Here is a 24,528-nt window from a genome sequence, read left to right as displayed (position 1 = left end):
TCGTCGCGCGCGACTACGCGGCGCGCGCTGCCTTCGCGGCGGCCTCGAACGCGTCGGCCCGCGACTGCTCGCCGAGCGGGACCAGGTGCTCCATGGCCGGGATGTGCGCGGCCAACGTCAGGTCCGCGACGATGAAGGTCGCCTCCATCTCGAAGATCACCGACAGCACCGACTCCAGATAGTTCAGCACGTGCTCGTGCGGCGCCCGGGGCGTGCCGGGGGCGTAGGAGCCGCCGCGGCTGGTCACCACCGTCACCGGTGTGCCCTTCACCTTCGACTCCGGCGAGCCGGCGGTGCGGCCCATCAGGATCACCTGGTCCAGCCACGCCTTGAGGCTGGAGGGCACCGAGAAGTTGTACATCGGCGCGCCGATGACCACCGCGTCGGCCGCCTCCAGCTCCGCTATCAGGGCCAGGCGCTCGGCGAAGGCCCGAGCCTGCTCCTCGGTGTGCTCCGACGGGTCGAGCGACCCGGCGGTGTGGGCGTCCGCGGTGATGTGCGGGACAGGCTCGGCGGCCAGGTCCCGGTAGATCACCTCGCCACCCGGGTGCTCCTCCAGCCATGTGCGGCGGAACGCCTCGGTGACGGCCCGAGAGGTGGACGCCTGGCCCGCGAACGCGGACGAGTCGATGTGCAGCAGTGTCGCCATGGTGCAACTCCGAAAGGGGGGCAGGGTGTGCGTACCCTCCCGCCGCAGGCGGTGGGAGGGTCGCAGCAGATAACTTGAACCTGTCCTCAACTTTAGTCACAAGTTGAGGACAGGTTCAAGTTGCTGTCGATGCACGCGCTTACTGATGATCTCTGCGTGATGTCCTGTCCAGCTGCGGCTGCCCGGACGGTCGCCAACCACCCGGCACGGGCTGTCCTGAGCGCGCCGCACGGACCTGCCTGGGTGAGCCTCAGGCCGACGCTTCCGCACGTCGCTTGATGCTCAGCAGCATCTTGCGCTCCATCACCAGGCTGCCCGGCTCCATCGCGTACAGCGTGAAGAGCCGGGCGGCAGGGGACCTGCCGGGCTGCTCGATCCGGTTGCGGCTGACCAGCCGGGTGCTGCGGCCGTGCGGGTGGAGTCCGAATTCCCACACCCAGGCGCCGTCCTGGGATTGCAGCACCAGCGCCTGTTTGGGTCCCGATCCGGAGCAAGGCCGGTCCTCATTCCAGACTGCTCGGATCCGCCGGGAAATCCAGGGCCCTGCAGGCAGGGGACATGGGACCGCCCGGCCCCTTGACCGAACCGCGGCGCGCGACTCGGCCGGATGGCCGGGATGTGACTTCCTCCCCGCGGCGCACCGGGGCGGCACGACTCCGGTCGCCGTCCTGGCTATGCCACACGTCTGCTGGGGCTCTGTCGAGCCGGGCTGGCTTGTCGGGATCTGCTGGGTGAAGAACATCGTGAGGAGAGCGCTGAGGGCGAGGGCGGCCAGGGCGGCGCGCAGGCTGTCGAGCCTCGCTGCGGCGTTCGCCTCGATCGCGGCCTGGGACACTTCCGCGGGTGGGAGGGAGCGGTCGCCGATACGGGGAGGCGGGCGTTGACTGGGAGGGCGGTGACCTTGGAGGGGCCGACCGCACTCGGGACAGGAGGATTCGTCCATGACACAGACCACGACCGCAGCCACCCCCTCACCGGAGCGACTGACCGTGGGGGAGCGGGCCGCATTGGGCAAAGCGGCCAGAGCGGCGGTGCCCCGGGGCAGTCACGGGGAGTACCAGCCGGTGGCGGGGCGCTTTGATCCGGTGGCCTTGCTGGAGCGGCAGTCGGCGGCTCGGGTGCCGGAGCTGGTGCCGATCCGCTATGGGCGGATGATCGAGTCGCCGTTCCGCTTCTACCGCGGTGCGGCTGGGATCATGGCCGCCGACCTGGCAGGCACCGCGAATACCGGGATCCGGGCGCAGCTGTGCGGGGACGCGCACCTGCTGAACTTCCGGTTGCTGGCCTCCCCGGAGCGCAGGTTGATGTTCGATATCAACGACTTCGACGAGACGCTGCCCGGTCCCTGGGAGTGGGATGTGAAGCGGCTGGCGGCGAGCCTGGTGATCGCCGGGCGCGAGAACGGCTTCACTGACAAGGAGCGTTCCGCCGTCGTGCGCGCCACCGTGCGTTCCTACCGGGAGCAGATGCGCGGATTCGCCCTGATGGGGAACCTGGACGTCTGGTACGCGCGCATCGACACCGTGGGTCTCCAAGCTCTGGTCACCCAGCAGCTGGACGCGAGGCGGGGCAAGCTGGTCGCCCGCGCCCTGGACAAGGCCCGGTCGCGCGACAATCTGCAGGCCTTCGACAAGCTCACCCACCTCGCGGACGGGCAGCGCCGCATCACCGCGGCCCCGCCACTGATCGTGCCGGTCACGGACCTGCTCCCGGACCTCGAACGCGGCCGCCTGGAACGCAACATCCGTGCCCTGATCAAGCGCTACAGCACCAGCCTGCAGGAGGACCACCGCCACCTGCTCGGCCAGTTCCACCTCGCCGACATGGCCCGCAAGGTCGTCGGTGTGGGCAGTGTGGGCACCCGCTGCTGGATCGTGCTGCTGCTCGGCAAGGACGACGCGGACCCACTGCTCATCCAGGTAAAGGAGGCCGACCACTCGGTGCTGGCCGAACACGTCGGGGCGAGCGAGTACTCCAACCAGGGGCAACGGGTGGTGGCCGGGCAGCGGCTGATGCAGGCCTCCAGCGACATTCTGCTGGGCTGGGAGCGGGCCAAAGGCATGGACGGGCAGACCCGCGACTTCTACGTCCGCCAGCTGCGGGACTGGAAGGGCATCGTCGAACCCCAGACCCTGGTGCCCGAGGGCATGGGCATGTTCGGGCAGCTGTGCGGTGCCACGCTGGCGCGCGCCCACGCCCGCTCCGGGGACCGGATCGCGATCGCCGCCTACCTGGGGGCCGGAGACGCCTTCGACAAAGCCCTCGCCCGGTTCGCGGAGCGCTACGCCGATCAGAACGAACGCGACCATCAGGCCCTGGTCGACGCCATCAACAGCAGCCGGGTCTCCGCCGAGGCCGCGTGAGCGAGAGAAAGGGAGAGAACAGATGGCCCGTCTACTTCGTACCGCTGCCCGCACCGCGGCGGTAGCCGGAACAGCCATCGCCGTCTCGAACCGGGTGTCACGACGCCAGGCCGGCCGGTGGGCGGACCAGGGCGCTCAGCCCGCGTCGGCCCCGCCGGCCGAGCCCGCGCAGGCACCGAGCCCGGTCGCAGCGTCGGTGGCCGCTCCGGTCACCGACATGGACAGCCAGATCGAACAGCTCAAGCAGCTCAGCGGTCTGCGCGACCAGGGCGTGTTGACTGAGGCCGAGTTCGCGGCCCAGAAAGCGAAGGTCCTGGGGCTGTGAGGACCCCCACCGGGGTGAACGCAGTCAGTGCTCGCAGCGCTGCTCGGATGCCTCCACGGGGCCGCACGCACTGGAAGCCAGGACACACCGGCCGAGGGCGTCGCAGCTGATGCCCGCCGGCGGTCGGCCCCCGCCCCGGCGGGGGCGCTCCGCAACATCCTGCCCGTGACCTTGAGGAGTCGACGTGGCGGTTCACCGCCGCTCCGCTGGTCCGCCTGCTCAGCGCCCGGGCCCGCACCCCGAGGACGATCTCACGGGGGTCGATCAGGTCGTCGGTGTCCATCGCGGCTTCAGGGACCACGAGGATGTCCGGGATGCGGAGCTTGCCGAGGGACTCCTCCTCGACATCGGTGGCCTCCGCTGCGATCAGGCCTGGGTCGAGTTGGGCGTCGAGTTGGCGGGAGATGAACTTGGCGGTGAGCCGGTGACGCGGCCGCGGGCTCATCATGGACATCGATAGTGAGGTGGTCTGAGGTCAAGCAACCGCGATCCCCGCACCAGCCGCCCAACCCCCCCGGCGGCAATGCGGACACAGTAGACCGGCGCACGACGAAGGCCGGCAGATGGTGTGACTGTCCCTTCGGGGCCCTGGTGCCACACGGCGCCAGGGCCCCTCCACGCGTTCCACAGAGAGGTGACATGAAAGCAGACGACTCGTTCGGCCGTCTCGACGACGACTACCCCGCCTACACCATGGGCCGGGCCGCCGAGATACTCGGCACCACCCAGGGCTTCCTGCGCGCCATCGGCGAAGCCCGCCCGATCACCCCCCTGCGCTCCACCGGCGGCCACCGCCGCTACTCCCGCTACCAACTGCGCATCGCCGCCCGCGCCCGGGAACTGGTCGACCAGGGCACCCCGATCGAGGCCGCCTGCCGCATCGTCATCCTCGAAGACCAACTCGAAGAAGCCCGGCGCATCAACGCCGAATACCGCCGCGCCGCTGAGCCGTCGACCCCGCCGGGTTGAGACAAACAGCAAGGCCACGAACCTCAGCATCAAGATCGTCAGCGCTGACAGGCTCATCGACCGTCCCCGGCTGGAAGAACTCGAACGCCTCCAGGCCTAGGCCTTCTCGGCGGCGACCTTCCAGGTGGCCGACAAGAGCGTCGTGGTGACCATTCCGCTCCGATCCCCAGGACGCCGGGCCAGCGATGTTGCCCATGAGCTCTCCCACCTCGTCCTCACGCACGACCTCGCCGAGGTACGCGAGGCCAACGGCATGCCCTTCCGCACATGCCGCCCGGACGAGGAGGAACAAGCCACCGCCTTCAGAGGAACGCTCATACTCCCTCACCCCCCACGCTCAGCGCAGTCCGCCGACAGTGGGGGCCTTACGGCGTGATAGAGGAGATGGCCCGGTACCGGTACAACGCCACCGGGGTGGCCAAGCAAGGCCGAGCCCGGCAGCGATTAATCCGCGCGACAGCCGCACTTGGGCACGGGCCCCTGTCGTTCTGCTCCGTACGCGTACCAGTTTGCTGCACGATGGTCCACGACACCGCACTGACCGGGGAGCGTTGGCTCGACCGTGACCGGATGACCAGGTGCGGCCGCCCCGATGAGCAATCGTCAAGACCTCATAGCAGTGCACGGTGGCGGGCCGGGTCAGTCCTATGCTGATGGTCGTGGAGGTACTGGGTGTGAGTAGTGAGGACGAGATGGTCGCCTGCTTCTTGAGTGGCGAGCTGTCCAGCCGGAGGTTCGGCCAGAACCTCCGGTCTCATCTGGCGGCGGCTGGGCAGGCCGAGCAGGTTCTGACGCATCCGGGTCTCTCCGACGCTGGAGCGAACTTCGTACGTCGCGCTCTACTCGCTGCGACGCGCGGGTATGGCCAGAACCGCGACCTGCTCGAGAACTTCCCTGCTCGCGTCACGTGGAGCAGGGCACTCCTGTCCGCCGACGAGGCGGCCGGTGTGCGCTACCTCGACTATTCCTACTGGGTCGAACTGTCGGGTGGCAGCCGCCGGCCGACCGACGCGGCCGCACGCATCAAGGCAGGGCTGCGGGCATTCGACGTGCCCAACGAACCGTTCGTCGACGCGGCCCACGCGGTCATCAGAGGCGAGCGATTTCCTCCGCTCATCCTCGTCGGCGAGAGGCAGGACGACCTGGTCTGTCTTGAGGGCCACCTGCGCCTGACCGCCTACGCCCTCGTCGGCTTTCCGACGGACATCGAGTGTCTGATCGGCACCGCGCCGGCCATGGGACGCTGGGCGCGGTAGCCCAGTCGCACCAAGGTCTCGCCGCCCACATTGGCCTGGCTGAGGACAGGTCAGCTCAGCTATGAGCCGGCTGGTGGCTCCTTCAGTCGATCAAACGGCCTCCCCCCGCGTTCGACGAGGACGCCGTTCTCGAACCGTGCACCTGCGCGAACAAGGGGCACCAGATGGGCACCGGTGATCGCACGCCATCGAGACGACGAATGGCTCCCCCCGCGTACGCCTGCGAAGAGACCGGCTGATGCCGCCCCTACCCACCGGATTTCCCGATCCCCGCGTGCCGCACTCCGATCAGCGCCGAAGAGGCGAGCTATGCCAGCCAGATATGGAAGACCGTGGTACACCGGCTGTGCAGTACGGCCGTCGGCGCTTCGGGCTTCACCGCCGAGAAGTGCGCCACGGTCCGCAAGGGCCTGGACGGCGACAGCGACGACTTCTGTGCGTACCCGCGCTTCTGCCGCGGCGCTGGCCGAGATCAACGAAGTCTTCGCCGGCCGCCGGCAGTTCCACGCCGTCGCAGTCACGCTGGAATCGGACCGCCAACCGGAGCCGCCCGCCGAGGATCAGTCGATGCGGCCCCGGCTGCGCCGTGTGGACCTGGACACCGGCCAGTTCACCGGGGCGTGGGGCCAGGCGGACGATCACGTTCAACGGTTCTTCGATGCGCCTAATTGATCGCTAGTTGCATTGAATTGATCGATATTGATGATGATCACCGTATTTCTGTAGTTAGAGCCCGAAGAGGTGGGATTCGGTTGTAACGTCCGCAAAGAACGCGTCGGTCCGTGCTGGGCAGTCTGGGCGGCACGGTGCCGACGGGTGGTCTGAACGGGGGAGTGCGTGCGGACGGCAGCGCTGCGGGTAGCTACAGGACTGGTGGGGCTTTGGGCGGTGGCCGGCTGCGCCGGCGCTGCGTCCGGGCCGCTTTCGGGTGCCACAACGGCGGCGCCCGGGCCGACCGCGGCCGCAGCGACCACGCTCGTGGTGACCGTCACGGATCCGCCCAGCAGCGTCGACATGGCCAACCAGCCCGAGCGGACCGCCGACGGCATGAGCCTGGTGTTCTGGCCCAACATCGCGGTGGGACTGACCTACGCCTCCTGCAGGCCCCAGGTCATCTTCCAGCCCGACCAGGCGGCTCCGGGCCCGATGGGACCGTACTCGGTCAACGACACCACCAAGACCGGTGACACCTGCGACATGACGTTCGACGTCGACCCCTCGCTACCGTGGCGCGCCTACACACGGGACATCACCACAGGGGCATGGACTCTGGTGCTGGGCAACGGCTCGCAGGCCGCCGGTGAGAGGTTGACCGTCACGGTCCAGGACGGGATCAGCGAAGCGGCTCTTCTCATCCAGGCCCGCGGATACCCGCTGGGCCAGCCGGTGGGCCAGGCCGGCGACCACGGCGCAATCGTCAACCGACTGCCCGCGTCGGTGAACTCGTTCTTCACCCGGTGACATGACCCAGGACACCGGAGCCGACACTGCTGCAGAGCCAGACGTCCTGGGGCAGTTGACCGATGCGCAACTGCTGGGACTCCTGGCCCATGACGCGGACCCTCCGCCGCCGGCCCGCACCCAGGTGTACGAGGAGCTCACACAACGCCATGCCCAACGCCTGCTGAATCTTGCCGCCTACCTGCTCCGGGACCACGATGCCGCCCAGGACGTCAGCCAGCAGGCCCTGCTCGACGCGATGCACTACCTGGAGAAGCACCGCGGCATCCCGCGCCCGGAGGGCTTCGCCGACTGGCTGATGGAGTTCGGCCGTCGTCGGGCGCGCAAGCACGCCTCGATCACGTACGGAATGGAGCGGCCGGGTTCCACCGAGGAGACGGTCCCTCAGCTCAGTGATCAAAAAGCCGTCGTCATCCCTGGCGACGACCCGGTCCGCCGGGCCCAGGCCGAGCGCACCATCCTCGAGGTCGTGGCCACCTTGGACCCGCAGCGCCAGGAGCTCTACCGGCTGCGGATCCAACAAGGCCTGACCGGTGCCCAGATCGCGAAGGAACTGGGACAGGAGCCCAAAACCGTCAGCAACAGGTGCACCGAGCTGAACACCCTGGTCGCCCGCCGCTATCACGCTCTGCTGCTGGCACGCGGCGACCGCACGCAGTGCGCGGTACTGCGGTCGATGCTCGAGACCCACGAGTCCGCGCACGGGGCGGTGTTCACCGCGGAGTTGGCCGACGCCGTGATCGAGCACTACAGCACCTGCAAGACCTGCGGGAACTGCGCGACCTGCCGAATCGAGACCAAGAAGCTCGTCTGGGACGCCGCCCCGGTCCTGATCCCCATCCTCGCCCTGGCCGCGCTGCGGGAGCAATCCGGCAGGTCCGTCCAGAGCGTCGCCGAAACCTCACCCGTCCAGCGACCCCTGCAGCAGCCCCCGCCCGACCCACCCCCGCCGGAGCCGCCCGCGCCACGGCAGAGAAAACCGCGCCGTTCCAGACCAGGGCGACGCAGACTGCCCGGAGCGGCGGCCGCGGTGGGAAGCGTGCTGGTGGTGGCGATCCTGATCGTTGCGATCCTGAACCGGACCGGTTCGTCCACGCCGATCGCCCCGCAGCCCGTCGCCGCCACCATGCCGGCCATCGCCTACGCCGCAGACGGGGCCCTCCGCCTGCGCGTGGGCACAGCGCCGGCGCGCACACTCATCACCGTCCCCAGCGGCCAGAAGGTCAGCAAGCTGCTCTGGTCTGCGGACCGCCAACGTCTGGGATGGATCTCCCACTCCGACACGGCCTTCACCGACCAGTTGCACCTGACCGACGCCGCCACCGGAGCAACACGCACCTGGCCGTGCCCGGCGGGCTGCAACGGCGCGGCCTTCGCGGGCGACCGCCTCTTCACCATCACCGACGCAGGCACCCTGACCGGTTACCCCTTCACCGGGGGTGCCGCCACCACGCCCGCCTTCGTGGGCCTGACGGCACCGGCCGATCCGACCAACACCACGATGAGCGCGGAACTGCTGGGCAGCACCAGCGACGACGCCAACCTCATCGTCTTCGCTACCCCTGCGACCACCCCCGGCCAAGGCCCCCAGCTCCTGTACCGGGTCTCCCCGCGCGGCATGGCCTCAAGGGTCTCGGCCGACCCGCTCACAGCGGCCCCCGGTGGAGACCGAGCCCCGGGCGGGATGACGGCACTGGCACCGGACGGGACCCTGTTCGCCTACGGCGGCAACATCCTGGGCGGAGACATGTGCGAGTCCTCCGACAGCGTCACCGTGATCGACCTGACTACCGGTATCCACTCCGCCCACCCCTTCCCCGCATCCGACCACCGCTGGCGGATCTCCGGGGTGTGGATCGCCGCCGACCACAGCCTCTACGCCAGCGCCGCCCCCCAGGCCCAGGCATGCCCCAACGGTCCAGCCCCCACCCCCACCCCGGCGACACCGCCCACGGTCTTCCGGCTCGACCACGCCACCTGGACCCCCACCGGCAGTACCGCCCAGGCCGGCGGCAGCACGCGCAGCGGGTGGACCGCGCTGCTGTCCACCACCGGCACCGCCACCACCCTGGCGGCCACCTTCGGCAAGACCCGCCTGGACCTGGGAAGCGGAGCCACCGCGTTCGCCTGGACGCCCCCCGACACGCCTGCCGTACCCGTGCTCGGCACCCCGTGGAACCTTTACCAGCAGGGCTATGGACTACCTCACCCCAATCAGTTCTTCAACGGCGGCGACCCCACCGGGGCAGCAACGCAGATCCACTGGACATCCTGGGGAGGACCCACCGCCACCGGCACCGCACAGTCGCTGCACGTCACCACCACTGTGGCGGCTGCCTCGCTCGAGCCCGCCGACATCGAGGCCTTCGACCGGGGCCTGTGCGACGGCGTCCTGATGTACCGCGCGCTCCGGGTCTGGCAACCGCAGCACCAGGAGACCTTCAACCCCGACCCGAAAGCCGGTTACGACCTGTGCGGTGGCGGCACCCGGGGGTGATCCGCACCGCCCGGAGCCCGCTTGAGCACGCCGGCGCCGCCCCGTGGCCGGCGAACTGCCACGGGGCGGCGCCGGGCCACCGTGTGGCGTCGCCTACCCTGCTCCCTGCCTGTCCGGTGCCGCGGTCACCTGGTCGGCCGACTCCTCGGCTGACTCCGCCGCACCGGCGGTCACCTCGTCGGCCCGGCGATCGGCGCCGCACCGCAGTGCCTCCTGCTCCAGCGCGACCTGCATCAACGCTACGAGCTGCTCGGCGGTGAGCTGCTGTGCGTGGCCCTTCCTCAGCGTCCACCGGAAGGTGCGCTGCGGGGAACCCAGCCACGAGAAGAAGCCCTTGGTGGCCTCCTTGCCCGTCACCGTCACGAGGACGGTGAGCACGGCCACCACGGCCGTGGCCACCATGGCCGCCCAGCCGTGACCCACGCTGACCGCAGTACTCATGGTCCCGCCCAGCCCGCTGACAGCAGCCAGCGTCCGGTTGACGGTTGGCCTCACCGGGACCACCGCTCGCAGTTGGGGGCTGGGGCCAAGGGTCTGGACATGTCGCGCAGTACGGTACGGATCATGAGTGCCTCCTCGGGCTCGGGGGCCGTACGGAGGCTCAGGCCGGGGAACGCTGACTTTTCCCGGCTCCTGACCAAGATTCTTTTTGGATAATCTCTGGAAAGACTTCACCGCAGGTCAGCTGCATGCCGCTCCCGTGCCCCACAGGCCAGGTCCGGCGTCACCCGGTGCGTCCGGCGGGAGTGGCGGCCCGGGTTCGTACGCGCCGGGCAATGTCGGACACCGGAGGCGTGTTGGGAGTCGGCGTGGCATCCGCGTGTCCGGCCGCGGGCCTCAGGACAGCCAGAGGTCCCGGTTGCCCGCGATCAGCACGCGGCCGTCGGCGAGGAGGGCCACCGCATTTGGGGGATCCTCGCTGCAGCCGAGGCCGCCGCGTTTCCAACGGGAGAGCGTCGCATCACCGAGCCAGACGGCACCGCACCACACCGTGCGTGTGTCCGGCTTGGACTTGGGCCGCGCCGCCGAACCGACCAGGACGGGGTGGCCCGAGGAGTCGACGGTCGCGGCGGTGATCTCGCCGTCGCCCATCGCGGTAGTGTCCATTCTGGCCCAGTGGGTGCCGTCCCGGCTGGTCAGGACCAGCGGGAGGGAGTCGTAGAAGGCGCCGGCCCGGGCATAGCCTCCCACCGCGACCCACTGGCCCGACGCGTACAGGACTCTGCGCACCTGGGTTCCCGGCGGCGTTCCGGCGATCTCGCCGGAGGTCCAGTGGCTGCCGCTGTCCGTGCTGTGCCAGACCGCAATCGTGCCTGTGGAGTGGAAGTCGAAGGCGTTGGTCGCCGCCGCGCCGAAAGCGACCACCTCAGTGCCGTTGACGCCGAAGTCGCCCACGGGCGTTGTCGGCTGGAGGCCGTCGACCGCCGGCAGTGGCACCCGGCGCACGGTCCGGCCCGCGTCGTCGGAGGCGAACACGTACGGAGTCTCCGCCTTGTCGATGGTCTGGCCACCGCCGATCAGCAGCCGCGCCCCCACCCGCACAGCGGTGTTCACCGTGGCGTCATCGGCGGTCTCCTGTTCGGGGTGGGTGTTGAACGTCAGCGGCAGCGTGGCGAGCTGTGACTGCTTGCCGTTGGGCGCCCGACGGGTCACGGCGGCGCCGACAGCGAGCAGCGAACCGTCGTCCCAGGGCACCACCACGTCGCCCGTCAGGCCGCCGCCGGCCCAGCCGCCGCGCATGGAGCCGGGTACGTCGGTGGCGTCGTCAGGGGCTGGATTCGGGGTGATCGAGAACTTCGTGCATTCTTCGGTGCCGGTCCAGTTGACGTTCACATAGCGGTACCCGTTGGCGAACGTTCCCAGGCCCAGGGCGCAGTCGCCCAGCGGCGCCAGCCGGCGCAGCCCCTCGCCGGGCGCCACGTATCCCGCGTTGTGGGGGCCGGTCGTCGACGGGTAGTCGACCGCACCCGCGTAGTGCTTGAAACCGAGCGCTGTCGCACTGGTGTCCCCTGTGCCGCCGCCCGTGCCGGTGCTGCCGCAGCCGCCCAGCGCCAGCGCCGCGCCCGTTGCCAGGCTCGTCATGGTGGTGAGCCCGCCCCCGCGTGTCCTCATCCCGCTACGCTACCGGCTCGATGACCGGCACACTGAAGCCCGCCCAGAAGTTGACTCCTCGCCCGGTGGAATAGCTACCACCGCACCTGTGCCGACTCGTCGGCCGCACATCCGCTGCGTTCGCCGGTGCCGATGCGGACGGAGCACTCTGGTTCATTCCCCGCGCCAGGCGGCTGACCGGTCACCAGGGCACACCGCAGCGAGTGGCGCCGATGTGCGCAGGAGGGAGTGCACGTCATGATCCTCCCGAAGGTCCGGGACCCTCGCTTCGTGACGATCCGCCGTGGTGGGACTCTCACTGACGCGGATCACCGTCTCCTCGCCCTGTGGGCTGCTTCGTGTGCAGAGCATGTTCTTGGCCTCTTCGAGTCGGCCCAGCCTGGGGACCCGCGGCCGCGCCAGGCGATCGAGCATGCCCGGGCCTGGGTGCGTGGCGAGGTCAAGATGATGCAGGCTCGCGCGGTGGGCGGCCACGCGATGGGGGCAGCCAGAGACCGGCGTGGGGCAGCACGGTATGCCGCGTACGCCGCCGGCCAGGCCGGGGCTGTGGCACACGTCGCCGCTCACGAGCTCGGCGCGGCCGCCTACGCGATCAAGGCAGCACGTGCAGCGGCACCGGAAGGCGAGAGCGAGGCCGCGGGACGACTCGAGTGCCAGTGGCAGCGCGATCAGCTTCCGGAGGCGATCCGCGGGCTCGTACTTGATGACCAGAGGTTGCGCAACGACATCTGCTGGTCGGTGTTCGACTGCTGAGTCGGATTCTGCTGCCGTCCGGGTTCTCGCCGTTCGGGTCGACGTCGTGGGTGCCGGGTTCCCTTCTTCCTGACCGTGGGGTTTTCAGGGGTGGCGGAGGCTGTTGCCGAGCGCCGCGGTGAGTCGGCCGTCGGCGGTGTCCCCGTCCATTGACCAGACCATTGCGCCGCGCAGGCCGTGCTGCCAGACGTATCGGCCTTTCAGCGCGACGGAGGCGGGGCTGTCGTAGGTGTAGAAGGTCTGTGAGGCCGCGTCGTACTTGTAGGGTTCGCCGGCCGCCGGGTCGAAGTGGGTCGTGCCGGGTTCGCCGACCTCCTGGTTGTAGTTCATGGTGCTGCCGCCGCCGGTCGCTGTCTGGAACAGGCCGTCTGCGTTCGGGCTGGGTGCGACGCCGGTCCAGTAGTGCGCGTAGTAGGGGACGGAGATGGCGATCTTGTCGGGGGCGACGCCCCGGGACTCGTAGAAGGTCACTGTGTTGGCGATGTCGAACTGGTAGACCGGCGGGTACGGGTCGCGCGGGTCCGGGTAGAGGCCCGAGGAGAAGTCCGTAGGGCCGTTCGGTTCCAGGCTGCCGTACACGTCGAAGGTCATCACGTTGAGCCAGTCGACGTACTGTGCGAGTTGCGACAGCTGGAGCTGGCCGGCGAGCTGCGGGAACGGAGCGGTGTCGGCGGTCAGCAGGTAGTGCCTGCCCGTGGCGGCGGAGGCGGTGTCGAGTTGGGTGCGGAACTCCTGCAGCAGCGCGGTGTAGTCGGGGATGTCCTGCGCGCCGTACGGGTTGCCGGCGCCGGGCTGGTCGGGGTACTCCCAGTCGACCGACAGCCCGTCGAAGATCCTGGCGGCCGCGTGCGGGGGCAGGCCCGGGATGTCGCCCTTGATGAACTGGTCGATGCAGGAGGCGACGAATTTCTGACGTCCCGCGGCGGTCTGCGCCAGGGCGGAGAACTGGCCGGATCCGGTCCAGCCGCCGATCGCCATCACGATCTTCAGTTTCGGGTACTCGGCCTTGAGCTCGCGCAGTTGGTTGAAGTTCCCGGCCAGGGCCTGTCCGGGACGGTCGGCCCGGCCGTCCACGGACTGCACTGCGGTGAACGGTCGTTGGTAGTCGGCCGACGGGTCCGTGCTGGTGCAGGTGCCGTCGGGAGCGACGCCTGCGAAGGCGTAGTCCAGCTCGGTGAGGTTCCCGATCTCCCCGCTGGTGACCAGGTTCTTCTCGTAGAACCCGGTCGTGATGCCCCACTGGGTGAAGTAGCCCACGAACTGCTTGCCGCCTGCGACGGTCTGCAGGGCGGCCGCGGGCGTTCCGGCTTCCGCGGCTGCCGGCATCGTGGCGAGCAGTGCCGTCGAGGCGATGGCCGCGACGAGCAGCAGGGTGCGCCTGCGGCGCGGCGCGGGGCAGGTGACTTCGTGGGCCGCACTGGCTGAGCCGGACGTGCGCATTGAGGACCCTCCACGGGCTATCGGCCGACGAGTCGACGTGTTTCAGGTGCGCGATCGCGTTCACCGTAGGTCGCCGTCCTGACGCCTCGCCGACGTCGCTGTGGCGCCGGACGTCATCGCCGCGGTCTACTAGTATCGGTCTAGACCAGTGGGGTCGACGGTAGGAGCTCGGCAACGTGAGATTCGGAATTCTCGGGCGGCTGCAGGTCCACGACGACCGCGGGCTCGAACTCCCGGTCCCGGCCGCCCGCCAGCGCGTCCTGCTTGCGACCCTGCTGCTGCGCCCCAACCAGGTAGTGCCGGTGGGCCAGTTGGCGGAGGCCATCTGGGACGGCGCCGAACCGCCCGGCTCACGCGCTACCGTCCGCTCGTACACGCAACGGCTGCGCACCGCACTCGGCTCCGACGGCAGGGCCCGGATCATCACCCGTGACCCCGGCTACCTGATCCGGACCGACGACGGCGAACTCGACTACCGGTGCGCGCAGACTCTGGCCACGCGGTGCGAAGCCGCCCTCGGCCGCTCGCAGTGGGAGCAGGCGCGCGCTGACGCGGTCAGTGCCCTCGCACTGTGGCGCGACACCCCGTTGGTCGACGTCGACAGCCGCCTGCTCCAGGATTCCTGGCACAGACGCCTCGAGGACCTGCGCCTGCGGATCACGGAGCGGCGCATCGAGGCCGAACTCCACCTCGGCCTTGCCGAATCACTGCTCCCTGAACTGGCCGACATCGTCCAGCGGCACCCGCTGCGCGAGCAGCCGCTCGGCCTGCTCATGTCGGCGCTGGCGCGCGCCGGACGGCGCGCCGAGGCACTGTCCGCCTACCTCGACGCCCGCGCCGCCCTGGTCGGGGCCAGCGGCATCGAACCGGGTCCCGTGCTGCGGGCGCTGCACCAGCAGATCCTGTCCGACGAGTACCCGACGGTCCCTCCGGCGCCGTGCGCGACCCCTGCGGAACCGGACGGGCCGACGCTCACGAATCGCTGTCAACTGCCGGCCGACACAAGGCGTTTCACCGGCCGCACCGCAGAGGTCCGCATCCTGGTCGAGGTCGAGGTCGAGGTCGAGGTCGAGGTCGAGGTCGAGGTCGAGGTCGCGGGCGCGCTGTCGGCCGAGACCGGCGCCGCAACGGTTTCGGTGATCGGCGGGATGGGCGGAATCGGCAAGACCGCGCTCGCGGTCCACGCCGCACACCGCCTCAGGCCGTCCTACCCCGACCGGCAGTTGTTCCTGGACCTGCACGGACACGATCCCGAGGCAGCGCCGCTGACCGCCCACGACGCACTGGACCGGGTGCTGCGCCTGCTGGACGTCGCGCCGACCCGGATTCCAGGCGACGCCGGGGAGCGTGCCGCGTTGTACCGCGCCCGGCTCGACGGAACCAGGACCCTGATCGTCCTGGACAACGCGGTGAGCGCCGCGCAGGTACGTCCCCTGCTGCCAGGCACCTCCGGTTGCCTCGTCCTGGTCACCAGCCGGCGCCGGCTGACCGGGCTGGACGAGGCCCACTGGGTCTCGCTCGACACCCTGTCCGAGGCCGAGGCGCTGGACCTGCTGGACAAGGTGGCCGGTCCCGGTCGGTTCGACCCGGGCGATCCGGACGCGGCAGAACTGGTGGCCCTGTGCGGATTCCTCCCCTTGGCGGTGCGGATCGTCGCGGCGCGGCTGCGCTACCACCGCGCGCTTCGGATCGCGGACCTGGTCGCGCAACTGCGCGACGAGGGTACCCGGCTGGGCCGGCTCCGCGACGAGGACCGGGATCTGGCCGCCGTCTTCGCCTCGTCGTACGCCGCCCTGCCGGAGGCCGAACAGCGGCTGTTCCGGCTGCTCGGGCTTGTCCCCGGAGCGGACTTCGACGTCCACGCTGCGGCTGCCGTGTCCGGCGCCGACCGGGGCACCGCCGATCGGCTGCTCGAATCCCTCCTGGACCACAATCTGCTGCTCCAGCACGATTCCGGCCGCTACCGGTTCCACGATCTCGTGCGCATCCATGCCCGAACGCTCGGCGACCGCGACCGCGACTGCGACAGCGACCTCGAATCCGCGAAGGAGTACGCAGCCGCCCGCGACCGACTGATCAACCACTACGTCCGTGCCTCCACGGCCGCCGACCGCTTCTTCGTCCGCCATACCCGCCCGGCAGCAGGAACGTCCGAGGATCGGTCCGATCTCGGCTCGGGCTCCGGCTCCGGCGTCGGGCTCCGCCTGGGGGACCGGGCCGAGGCCCAGTCCTGGCTGCGCGCCGAACGGGCCAACCTGATCGCCGCAGCGCGCGCCTGGCCGGCACAGACAGTCCGGATCACCTGCGCGCTCTCCGCGTTCCTCCAGGAGGAAGGGCCCTGGGACGCAGTGGTCTCGCTGCACGAGGACGCGATACGGACCGCCGGCGAGTGCGGCGACCACCTCGGCGAGGCGTCCATGCGATGGGAACTGGGCCGGGTCCACAACATGACCAGCGATCACCAGGCCGCAACCGTCTAACTGGAGCGGTCCCTGGCCGCCTACCGCGCGGCAGGAGAACGGCTCGGGGAAGCGAACGCCCTGTGGGAGCTGGCACGGTCAAGGTCCCTGGACTGGGACCTCCCGTCCGCGACCGACCTGAACACCCAGGCCCTGCGCATCTTCCAGAGCCTGGGCGACCGTCTCGGCGAGGCGAACGTCCGATGGGCCCTGGGAAGCCTGGCCTGGTCGCGCTGGGATCTGCCGACGGCGGCGTCCTGCTTCACCGAGGCCCTCGCCGGATTTCACGACCTGGACCACCGGCTCAACGAATTCGACGCCCTCACCGCGCTCGGCGTGGTCACCTGGGCGACGGGGGACATCGGCAGCGCGGCCGACCTGCAACGCCGTGCGCTGAATCTGTCCCGCGCGCTCGGACACCGGGTCTGCGAGGCCGCGGCCCTGACGGAACTCGGCAGGGTCAACCTGGCCACCGCGGACCTGCGGGCCGCGACCGAAATGCTGAACGACGCGCTCGCCCTGTACCGGGATCTCGGCCTGCCAAGCGGAGTCGCCACGGTGCTGGGCCAGCTCGGCCAGCTCCACCTCGCCGCCGGGGACATCCCCGCCGCGACCCGTGTCCTGACCGAGTCCTCAGCCGTGCACCGCAGCCTGGGAGCCCAGTTCCACGAAGCCCACGTCCAGATCTTCCTGGGCGAGGCCCTGGCCGCCTCGGGTGACCTGTCCGCAGCCCGGCGCGTCCTGGAGCAGTCCGTGGCATGGGGGCTCCACCGGGTCCCGCCACTGGAGGCCCGGGCCAAGGCAGAACTGGCGCGGATCCGTCACACCGCCGGTGACACATCTGTCGCTGCCGCGATGCTGCGGGAGGCCGCCACGGTCTATCGGGCGACGAACGACCAGCGGGGTCTGGCCCTGGTCCACAGGTACCACGGCGACTTGGCTGCCGACACCGGTGCTGTGCATGACGCCGTCGCCGACTACAGCAGTGCCCTGGGGTGCGCCCGCGCCGCGGACGACCTGCTCGGCCAGGCGTACGCGTCGGAATGCCTCGCGCATGGCCTGGAGCGGATCGGGGATCGGGCGTCCGCACGGGCACGACTTCGCGAAGCCGTCGTTCTCTACCGGCGCATCGGTTCCGGTCGGCTGGAAACCGCGGCCCAGGCGCAGCTGGCCGCCTGGTGTGACTGATCAACAGTTCGTGAATTCATCTTGTCCGTGGTCTGGGGTGTTGTGGTTGGGGGGTCAGTTGATGCCTTCGATGATGCGGAAGTCGCGTTCGACGCCGTCGGGGAGGGCTACCAGCGCCTTCTGGTATGCCTCGCTCTCGTATGCCGCGACGGCCCATTCAAAGCTGTCGAACTCGATCAGGACGACGCGTTGTGTGATTCCGGCTTCGTGGGCGACGACTCGAGCGCCACGGGACAGGAGGCGCCCGCCCCCAGCCCGGACAGCCGGACGGGCCAGCTTGTCGTAGGCACTCAGCCTCTCAGGGTCGGAAATGGCGGGGTAGACACTGACCCAGTAGCCCTTGGCCATGAAAACCTCCTGTGTTGGGCCGGACACGCCCGACCTCGCATGGACACTCGGATCGATCGATCCCGGCCACAGGTGCTGCGGTCAGTGGAATCGTCATATGCGCAGGTTAGGGCTTGATGTGCGGTCGAGGGAAAGACCGGTACGGGATAGAGTCAGAACGGATCGTTATCAATCGGCAGGGAGGGGACGTGGCCCCGGATACGGTGAGCCTGCGGTACTTCCTGGTGCTGGCGCAGGAGTTGAACTTCACCCGCGCGGCCGCACGGATCGGTGTCGCACAGCCCGCACTCAGCGCCCGGATGCGCCGCTTGGAGGCGGAACTCGGTACGGCCCTGATGGTCCGCAACACGCGCAGCGTCGTATTGACCACGGCCGGTGCGGCTTTGGCGGAGTCCGCGCCGCCCGCGCTGGCGGCGCTGGACCGGGCATGGGACACCGCCCGGAGCGCGGCGGCCGGTGAACTGGGCACGCTCCGCATCGGATACAGCCTCAGCGCCGGGGCCGAGACGGCACCGGCCCTGGTGGACGGGCTGATTCGCGGCAACAGCGGACTCGAGGTCGGCGCGGTCCCGATGGCGACACCGGAGATCTCCCCCGCGGTCGCCGACGGCCGCATCGATGCCGGGATCACCCGCGGTGAACAGCCGGGCCGTGGCGTGCGCCGGTTCCTGCTCCGGCGTATGCGCATGGGGGTCCAGCTGGCGCAGCACCATCCGCTGGCCGAACACCCGGAGATCGAGATCGCCGACGCGGCCGCGTATCCGCTGCGACTCCCGGACCGTGCGGCCAACCCCGTGATCCACGATCAGCTGTCCGCACTGTTCCGGGACATCCGACCACGCCCCCGATTCCACACGCCCGCAGTGTCTTTCGACATGTCTCAGCGCGACCTGCGCGACGGGGTCACCCTCGCCCCGGCCGGAGAAGCCGCGGTCACGGCACAACCGGCCGGTCTCACCTGGCGACCGCTGCGGGGCGCGCCCAGCCTGACGGTCCACCTGGTCCTCCCACGCGAGCAGTCGCCGCTGCACCGCCGCATCCGTGCCGTCGCCAAAACCCTGGCGCACGAGCTGCACTGGCTGCCGGACTGACACGCACGAGGTCAAGCGGACGCCTGCGGTGGCGAGGCCGAAGACCTTGCGCCCGGCGGACTTCGCGGCGCTTACGTGCTCCGCTTGTGCAATGTCTTGACTGTGCATCAGCCATGCGGCAGTGTCGCCGACTTGAACCCCCTGACGCAGAACCGCGGCTGCGCCGGTCGAAATGTTAGCGCTAACAAATCCCTGAGTCGCACTCCACCAGAGAGCTAGGGAGAGGCATGAGGAACATCATCCGGACAAGGCTGGCCCGATTCGGGGCGGCCCTCGCCGTCCTGGTCGGCACGGTGGCCGCCGCCACCGCGACGGCCGGCACCGCACAGGCCGCCACCCAGGGACCGTGCGACATCTACGCCGCGGGCGGCACACCGTGCGTGGCCGCGCACAGCACCACGCGCGCGCTCTACGCCGCCTACAACGGTTCGCTCTACCAGGTCAGGCGCGCCTCGGACAGCAGCACGCTGAACATCGGCGTGCTCGGCGCCGGCGGCTACGCCAACGCAGCGGCCCAGGACTCCTTCTGCGCCGGCACCAGCTGCGTCGTCACCGTCATCTACGACCAGTCCGGCCGGGGCAACAACCTCACCGACGCCCCCGCCGGGGGCGCCGCCGGCGGCCCGGACAACCTCGCCAGCGCCACCGCGGCCCCGGTCACGGTCGGCGGCCACGAGGCCTACGGCGTCTACGTCGCCGCCGGCACCGGCTACCGGGACGACAGCACCTCCGGCATCGCCACCGGCGACGCCGCCGAGGGCATGTACGCGGTCCTCGACGGCACCCACTACAACGGCGGCTGCTGCTTCGACTACGGCAACGCCGAGACCAGCAACAACGACACCGGCAACGGCCACATGGAGGCGATCTACTTCGGCAACATCAAGGTCTGGGGCTACGGCACCGGCAACGGCCCCTGGGTGATGGCCGACATGGAGAACGGCCTCTACTCCGGGGTCAACGCCGGCTACAACGCCAACGACCCGACCGTGAGCAACCGCTTCCTGACCGCCATCGTCAAGGGAGAGCCCAACCAGTGGGCGATCCGGTCCGGGAACGCCCAGTCCGGCAGCCTGTCCACCTCCTACAGCGGAGTGCGTCCCAACGTCTCCGGCTACAACCCGATGCACAAGGAGGGGGCGATCATCCTCGGCATCGGCGGCGACAACAGCAAGGGCTCCGCCGGAACCTTCTACGAAGGGGTGATGACCTCCGGCTACCCGTCCGACGCCACCGAGAACTCGGTCCAGTCCAACATCACCGCGGCCGGCTACAGCACCAGCGCGAGCACCGGGAGCACCACCGGACCGCTGCACGCGGTGGGCGCGGGCAAGTGCCTGGACGTCCCCAACGGCACCACCACGGCGGGGACACAGGTCCAGATCTACACCTGCAACGGCCTGGCGCCACAGGCCTGGACCCACAACTCGTCCAACCAGCTCACCGTCACCGACAGCGGTACCACGGACTGCCTGGACGCCAACGGGAACGGCACCACGGCCGGCACCAAGGTGATCATCTATCCCTGCAACGGCCAGACCAACCAGCAGTGGACGCTCAACTCCAACGGCACCGTGACCGGCGTCCAGTCCGGCCTGTGCCTCGACGTGACCGGCGCCTCCACCGCCAACAACGCCCTGGTCGAACTGTGGACCTGCAACGGCGGCAGCAACCAGCAGTGGACCCTCGGCTGACCGGTAGCGCGGTCAGCCGCTAGTCCGACCGCACCGACCGCACCGACCGCGCCCGGGGGGGGGCCCCCCCCCCCCCGCCCCCGCCCCCCCCCCCCCCCCCCCCCGGGGGGCCCCCCCCCCCCCCCCCCCCCCCCCCCCCCGCGCCCGAACCCTCAGCGGTCAGTACCCCCATCAGACCCCCATCAGCGCTTGAACGCCGCACGTGCCCAGCCGGAAACCTGCTCCGAGCCGCCTTACCCACTAGGGGACGCCGGTTCCGGTGGAGTGCAGCGATCCTTGAGCGATCTTGCCGTTTACCACGGTGTAGGTGCCGGCGAAGTCCAGAATGGTCCCGTCGGACTGATGTGCGGCTAGCTGCACGCTGACAATGTCGCCGCTGCTTCCGGTCACGGTCAGATGATCGCTGGCGGTCCGGGCGAAGCCGGCCTTGAAGGTGGCGTAGTCGCTGTCGAGATTGTCCCCGCCCAGGTTCCAGGCGGCCTGGTAGTCGTGCTTGTTCAGGGCGTTGTAGTACGCCGTGACCACATTCGGCGGTGCGGTCGCGGCGGCGGAGGGGCTGACCGTCGGGGAGGCCGTCGCCTGCGGTGACATCGAGGTGTCCGTTGCCTCGACGGACGGAGTCAGGCTGGGACCGACCGCTGCCAGGGAGTCGGTGGCGGCCGGTGACGGGGTGGTGCCGGTCGGGGCCGGGGTCGAGGAGGCGGCCGGGGGTCCCGCGGCGACTCTGCTGGGTCCGGTGCCCCGCGTCAGCAGGATCGCGGTGACGGCCGCCACCACGATCACCGCGGCAATCGCGGCAAAGACCCGCCAGTCGTAGCGGCTGCGCCGATCAGCCGCGGCCGACGGCGGCTCCTGTGCGGGACCGCCGGGTTCGATCCGCTCGACCGGTTCGACCTGCTCGACCCGCTCGTTCGGCTCGATCGGCTGTCCGCAGCTGGTGCAGAAACGCACTGCGTCCGGCGCCAGCGGTCGCCCGCAGCGGCTGCAATTTCGCATCTGATCCCCGTCTCCCCCCTGAGTTCACTCCGTCCTGCGGCACTTCTGTTACCCCCCGAACAACGCTCTGGCCGCGGCCACCAGTGCGGTCACCGCCCCGGTCAGCACGGTCGCGCTGCCGAGGCCGCTGACGATCCGGGCGAACAGCCGCTCGATCAGGTTCCCGTCGGGGGTTGGCCGATCGATCTCCTGCTGCACGACCTCGGCGATCGGCACCGTGGCGGCGACCTCCGGTCCGGCGGCGCGCAGCTGGACGATGAAGTCGGCGACCGCCACCCGCAGTTCTTCGATGGTCTGCGGGACGGACGCGGGCGCGCCCGCGGCGTAGGTGGTGTTCTCCGCGTGGCTCTTGTCGCCGACGCTGAAGGCTCCGCCGCTCACACTGGCGTGGCCTTTGATCTCCAGGCTGTTGTCCTTCTTGCTTCCCATGGCTCAGGTCCTTTCGCTGGGGCGGGTTGCCGGCCTCAACGGCCTTGGCCGCCTGAGGTGGCTGTGGCGCGGGAGCCGTGGCCGACACTGAACGCCCCACCCGTCACGGTGGCGTTGTCGCCCACGGTCAGGCTGTTGTTCACGATCATCTCGGCGCGTCGCTTCAACTCGTCCGGGTCGACGTTGCGCTCCTCCAGGAACTCGGCGAGCGCGGCGAAGACCCGCTTCTCCACGACCTTGGTGTACATGTCCCGGTCCAGGATCTGGAAGTAGCGGTGGTAGTTCAGGTAGCGGCCGCCACTGTCCATGAACAGTCGCAGGACCACGCTCAGCACCGGACCGACGACCGGCTCCAGGAACCCCAGCGAGGGGAACCGGTTCGGGACCCGCGAGCGCAGGTCGCTGGCCAGCTCCCGGACGCTGAAGATCGGGCCGTGGTCGAAGTTGTCCAGTCCGGCGATCAGCCGCCGCTGGCGCCGCTGCTTCTGTGAGCGCAGGTAGTCGGCGAAGACCTGGCGGCCCGAACGCGGGATGCAGCGCAGCATCATCCCCGGCCACCGCAGTCCGCTGCGCGCGATCAGCACCAGGAACTGACGCAGCGTGGGGTACCTGAGCAGGAAGTCGATCTCGTAGTACGCGCCCCGCAGCGGTGGCAGCAGGCAGTGGGTGGCCTCGACGAACAGGTGGGTCGCGCTGAGGGTCAGCCGCAGCAGGAAGGAGTAGACGAGTTCACCGTTCCAGCCGACGACCTCGGCGACCAGATAGGGGCGGGCACGGTCCTCGGGGCGTTCCCGCAGCTCGTCGATGAACTCCTGGGCGACGCGTTCCACCGGGCGCCCGACCAGCCTGGCGGCCGGGGTCGATCCGGTCAGCAGGTCGGGGTCGTGGTGCATGTCGAAGCCGTTGATGAACAGTCGGTCGCTCACGCCCAGGCCGGCGATGTCCAGTTTCGCGACCTGCTCCTTGACCCGCTCGTACAACTCGGTGACCGAGAAGGGCTCTACGGGCCGGTCCGGGTCCTCGGGGCGGGTGGTGTCCAGCGCGAAGGACCAGCTGTCCAGCGGCCAGCCGTAACCGGAGAACGGCAGGAACTCCTCGCCCAGGTAGGCGCTGACGTTTCCCGCCTCGTACTGCGCCACCCGTTGGATCTGCTCTATCGTCAACTGCCGTTGGGGCTGAGGTGCGTCGGCCGCCCGGAACGCACCGCGACGCAGCGACAGCGTGGTCGGGCCCCAGCGTACGAGGTACGCCTCGACGAACACCACCAGCCACGACACCACCAGCAGCAGGACGAACAGCCCCAGGTGCAGCGTCACCAGGCAGATGAACATCAGCACCAGCGCGGCCACCAGGGACAGGTCCCGCACCAGGTGCCGGGCCCGCGCGGCCACCACGTGCTTCATGACCGCCACCAGGTCCAGCCCCGGGGAGCGTGACACCGCCCGCAGCGGCTCCTCCAGCACGTTCTCGACAAGCTTCTCGGCCAATGCACTGTCGAGGTGCACGGCTGCGCACAGGTGCCGTGTCGCCTCGTCGCGCCCCACTCCGCCCAGCGGCCCGTCCTGAACCGTGCGTCGCGTCGGAATCCCACTGCCGCCACCGCGGGACAACCCGGCCGCCGCTCCCCCTGCCGTCTTCAGGAGCGCACCGAGCTGTTCCGGAACCGTGGCCAGGCCCTCCGCGACGCCGTTGACCGGCACCGCACCCAACACCGTGGTCGACTCCGCGTCCGGCACCGAGGGCGCCACCGCCACAGGTTCCAGAGTCGTTATCGCCTGACCGCAGGAACCGCAGAACCCGGCGTCGTCGGCGTTCACATGCCCGCACGCGCTACAGTGCACAGCCATTTTCAAACCCCCCAAGCTGTGATCATGGCCACAAAAAGCCCCTTAGAACGATACGCACACGAGGGGGGAAATCTGTAGAGGTTGCGTGAACTCTCTTGATTCACAGGAAAGTTCGTGGATCAGAGCATGCGTTATCGATCATGCGTGCGAATTCGGGGCGCCGCGGACCCGCCTGAGGGCGGGCGTCGCGGGCGAGGGGGTGTCGAATTAACGGCTTTGTTCGAGATCGTCGAGTTCTCTCCACGGTTCGAAATGTGCGACTTCTTCGCCATCGCAGGCCCCCGTCCCGGAGCCGAGGCCATCTATGCCGCCGCGATGATCACCGACCTTGAAGACCTTCGGGAGGACTTCAGCGACCGCGTCCTCCACCATCCGCTCACGGACGGGTCAGGTCTCGTTCCCTGGGGCAACTCGACATCGGGAGACACCTACTACTGGAAGTTCGAGCACACGAAGGCCACTACCGTCGTCACCGGCAGCCGCGACGACGCCTTCTGGGAGTTCCCCGGCACCCTCACGTCCCAGGGCACCTCCTCAAGCAGGGACCCGTCCTTAGGATCGCGTCCCTTGGTGTGGTGTAGCCGATCAGTCAGCGGTGGTGTTGGGTAGTGCGGGGGCGCCCTTGGGGAGTTCGGTGGGGTAGAGCTCTTC

23 protein-coding genes are annotated in these 24,528 nt (G+C 69.7%); 14 read left to right on the top strand and 9 right to left on the bottom strand.

Annotation, left to right across the window (positions count from 1 at the left end; all coding sequences use genetic code 11):
* Positions 1-13: 13 nt before the first annotated feature.
* Positions 14-649, bottom strand: a complete 636-nt coding sequence (locus tag ABH941_RS16045; protein ID WP_370129865.1) for an FMN-dependent NADH-azoreductase — start codon at positions 647-649, stop codon at positions 14-16.
* Positions 650-899: 250 nt separating this feature from the next.
* Complete coding sequence (locus ABH941_RS16040; protein ID WP_370129864.1) at positions 900-1,112, bottom strand: hypothetical protein; 213 nt, start codon at positions 1,110-1,112, stop codon at positions 900-902.
* Between the two features lie 478 nt (positions 1,113-1,590).
* Here ABH941_RS16040 and ABH941_RS16035 point away from each other — a divergent pair, with 478 nt between their 5' ends.
* From ABH941_RS16035 to ABH941_RS16000, 8 genes are all read left to right on the top strand, one after another.
* Positions 1,591-3,012, top strand: coding sequence for a DUF2252 domain-containing protein (locus ABH941_RS16035; RefSeq protein WP_370129863.1), 1,422 nt, complete (start codon positions 1,591-1,593; stop codon positions 3,010-3,012).
* 22 nt (positions 3,013-3,034) lie between these two features.
* A complete protein-coding gene (locus tag ABH941_RS16030) occupies positions 3,035-3,337 on the top strand; it encodes an SHOCT domain-containing protein (RefSeq protein WP_370129861.1) in 303 nt (100 codons plus the stop codon).
* Between the two features lie 639 nt (positions 3,338-3,976).
* Positions 3,977-4,306, top strand: coding sequence for a MerR family transcriptional regulator (locus tag ABH941_RS16025; protein ID WP_370129860.1), 330 nt, complete (start codon positions 3,977-3,979; stop codon positions 4,304-4,306).
* Between the two features lie 124 nt (positions 4,307-4,430).
* Complete coding sequence (locus ABH941_RS16020) at positions 4,431-4,682, top strand: ImmA/IrrE family metallo-endopeptidase (protein WP_370129859.1); 252 nt, start codon at positions 4,431-4,433, stop codon at positions 4,680-4,682.
* 277 nt (positions 4,683-4,959) lie between these two features.
* Complete coding sequence (locus ABH941_RS16015; protein WP_370130210.1) at positions 4,960-5,562, top strand: hypothetical protein; 603 nt, start codon at positions 4,960-4,962, stop codon at positions 5,560-5,562.
* Between the two features lie 435 nt (positions 5,563-5,997).
* Positions 5,998-6,234: a hypothetical protein gene (locus ABH941_RS16010; RefSeq protein WP_370129858.1), complete on the top strand. Its 237-nt coding sequence runs from the start codon at positions 5,998-6,000 to the stop codon at positions 6,232-6,234.
* A 309-nt stretch (positions 6,235-6,543) separates the two neighbouring features.
* Positions 6,544-7,023 carry a hypothetical protein gene (locus ABH941_RS16005; protein ID WP_370129857.1) on the top strand — a complete coding sequence of 160 codons (480 nt, stop codon included), beginning with the start codon at positions 6,544-6,546 and terminating at the stop codon, positions 7,021-7,023.
* A gap of 1 nt (position 7,024) precedes the next feature.
* Positions 7,025-9,520 carry an RNA polymerase sigma factor gene (locus ABH941_RS16000; RefSeq protein WP_370129856.1) on the top strand — a complete coding sequence of 832 codons (2,496 nt, stop codon included), beginning with the start codon at positions 7,025-7,027 and terminating at the stop codon, positions 9,518-9,520.
* 93 nt (positions 9,521-9,613) lie between these two features.
* Here the strand turns inward: ABH941_RS16000 and ABH941_RS15995 are convergent, their stop codons facing one another.
* Positions 9,614-9,961, bottom strand: a complete 348-nt coding sequence (locus ABH941_RS15995) for a hypothetical protein (RefSeq protein ID WP_370129855.1) — start codon at positions 9,959-9,961, stop codon at positions 9,614-9,616.
* Between the two features lie 396 nt (positions 9,962-10,357).
* Positions 10,358-11,632, bottom strand: a complete 1,275-nt coding sequence (locus ABH941_RS15990) for a hypothetical protein (protein ID WP_370129854.1) — start codon at positions 11,630-11,632, stop codon at positions 10,358-10,360.
* A gap of 237 nt (positions 11,633-11,869) precedes the next feature.
* On the opposite strand from ABH941_RS15990, the gene ABH941_RS15985 reads away from it, so the two are divergent.
* The gene (locus tag ABH941_RS15985) at positions 11,870-12,385 is read left to right on the top strand and encodes a putative immunity protein (protein WP_370129853.1); all 516 of its coding nucleotides are present in this window, start codon (positions 11,870-11,872) and stop codon (positions 12,383-12,385) included.
* Positions 12,386-12,469: 84 nt separating this feature from the next.
* On the opposite strand, the gene ABH941_RS15980 is transcribed toward ABH941_RS15985, so the two are convergent.
* Entirely contained in the window at positions 12,470-13,825 is a 1,356-nt protein-coding gene (locus ABH941_RS15980; protein WP_370129852.1) for a glycoside hydrolase family 18 protein, read from the bottom strand.
* 176 nt (positions 13,826-14,001) lie between these two features.
* On the opposite strand from ABH941_RS15980, the gene ABH941_RS15975 reads away from it, so the two are divergent.
* Together ABH941_RS15975 and ABH941_RS15970 are read left to right on the top strand one after the other, a co-directional pair.
* Entirely contained in the window at positions 14,002-16,305 is a 2,304-nt protein-coding gene (locus tag ABH941_RS15975) for a BTAD domain-containing putative transcriptional regulator (protein ID WP_370129851.1), read from the top strand.
* The gene (locus ABH941_RS15970) at positions 16,306-17,472 is read left to right on the top strand and encodes a tetratricopeptide repeat protein (protein ID WP_370130209.1); all 1,167 of its coding nucleotides are present in this window, start codon (positions 16,306-16,308) and stop codon (positions 17,470-17,472) included.
* A 54-nt stretch (positions 17,473-17,526) separates the two neighbouring features.
* Here ABH941_RS15970 and ABH941_RS15965 read toward each other — a convergent pair whose 3' ends face one another.
* Complete coding sequence (locus ABH941_RS15965) at positions 17,527-17,820, bottom strand: DUF1330 domain-containing protein (RefSeq protein WP_370129850.1); 294 nt, start codon at positions 17,818-17,820, stop codon at positions 17,527-17,529.
* A 188-nt stretch (positions 17,821-18,008) separates the two neighbouring features.
* On the opposite strand from ABH941_RS15965, the gene ABH941_RS15960 reads away from it, so the two are divergent.
* Positions 18,009-18,911 (top strand): LysR family transcriptional regulator, encoded by a 903-nt coding sequence (locus tag ABH941_RS15960; protein WP_370129849.1) that lies wholly within the window; start codon positions 18,009-18,011, stop codon positions 18,909-18,911.
* Between the two features lie 227 nt (positions 18,912-19,138).
* The gene (locus ABH941_RS15955; RefSeq protein ID WP_370129848.1) at positions 19,139-20,605 is read left to right on the top strand and encodes an arabinofuranosidase catalytic domain-containing protein; all 1,467 of its coding nucleotides are present in this window, start codon (positions 19,139-19,141) and stop codon (positions 20,603-20,605) included.
* 240 nt (positions 20,606-20,845) lie between these two features.
* On the opposite strand, the gene ABH941_RS15950 is transcribed toward ABH941_RS15955, so the two are convergent.
* From ABH941_RS15950 to ABH941_RS15940, 3 genes are read right to left on the bottom strand one after another with little or no spacing between them, the layout of a single operon-like run.
* Positions 20,846-21,601, bottom strand: coding sequence for a hypothetical protein (locus ABH941_RS15950; RefSeq protein ID WP_370129847.1), 756 nt, complete (start codon positions 21,599-21,601; stop codon positions 20,846-20,848).
* Between the two features lie 48 nt (positions 21,602-21,649).
* Complete coding sequence (locus ABH941_RS15945; protein WP_370129846.1) at positions 21,650-22,030, bottom strand: hypothetical protein; 381 nt, start codon at positions 22,028-22,030, stop codon at positions 21,650-21,652.
* Between the two features lie 35 nt (positions 22,031-22,065).
* Positions 22,066-23,784, bottom strand: coding sequence for a hypothetical protein (locus tag ABH941_RS15940; RefSeq protein WP_370129845.1), 1,719 nt, complete (start codon positions 23,782-23,784; stop codon positions 22,066-22,068).
* A gap of 309 nt (positions 23,785-24,093) precedes the next feature.
* On the opposite strand from ABH941_RS15940, the gene ABH941_RS15935 reads away from it, so the two are divergent.
* Entirely contained in the window at positions 24,094-24,486 is a 393-nt protein-coding gene (locus ABH941_RS15935) for a hypothetical protein (protein ID WP_370129844.1), read from the top strand.
* Positions 24,487-24,528: the final 42 nt, after the last annotated feature.

The organism is Streptacidiphilus sp. EB103A, from assembly GCF_041261405.1.
In the GTDB taxonomy this organism is placed as follows: Bacteria; Actinomycetota; Actinomycetes; order Streptomycetales; family Streptomycetaceae; genus Streptacidiphilus.
The sequence above is the reverse complement of the archived record's forward strand: the minus strand, read 5'-3'. Positions and strand labels throughout refer to the sequence as shown.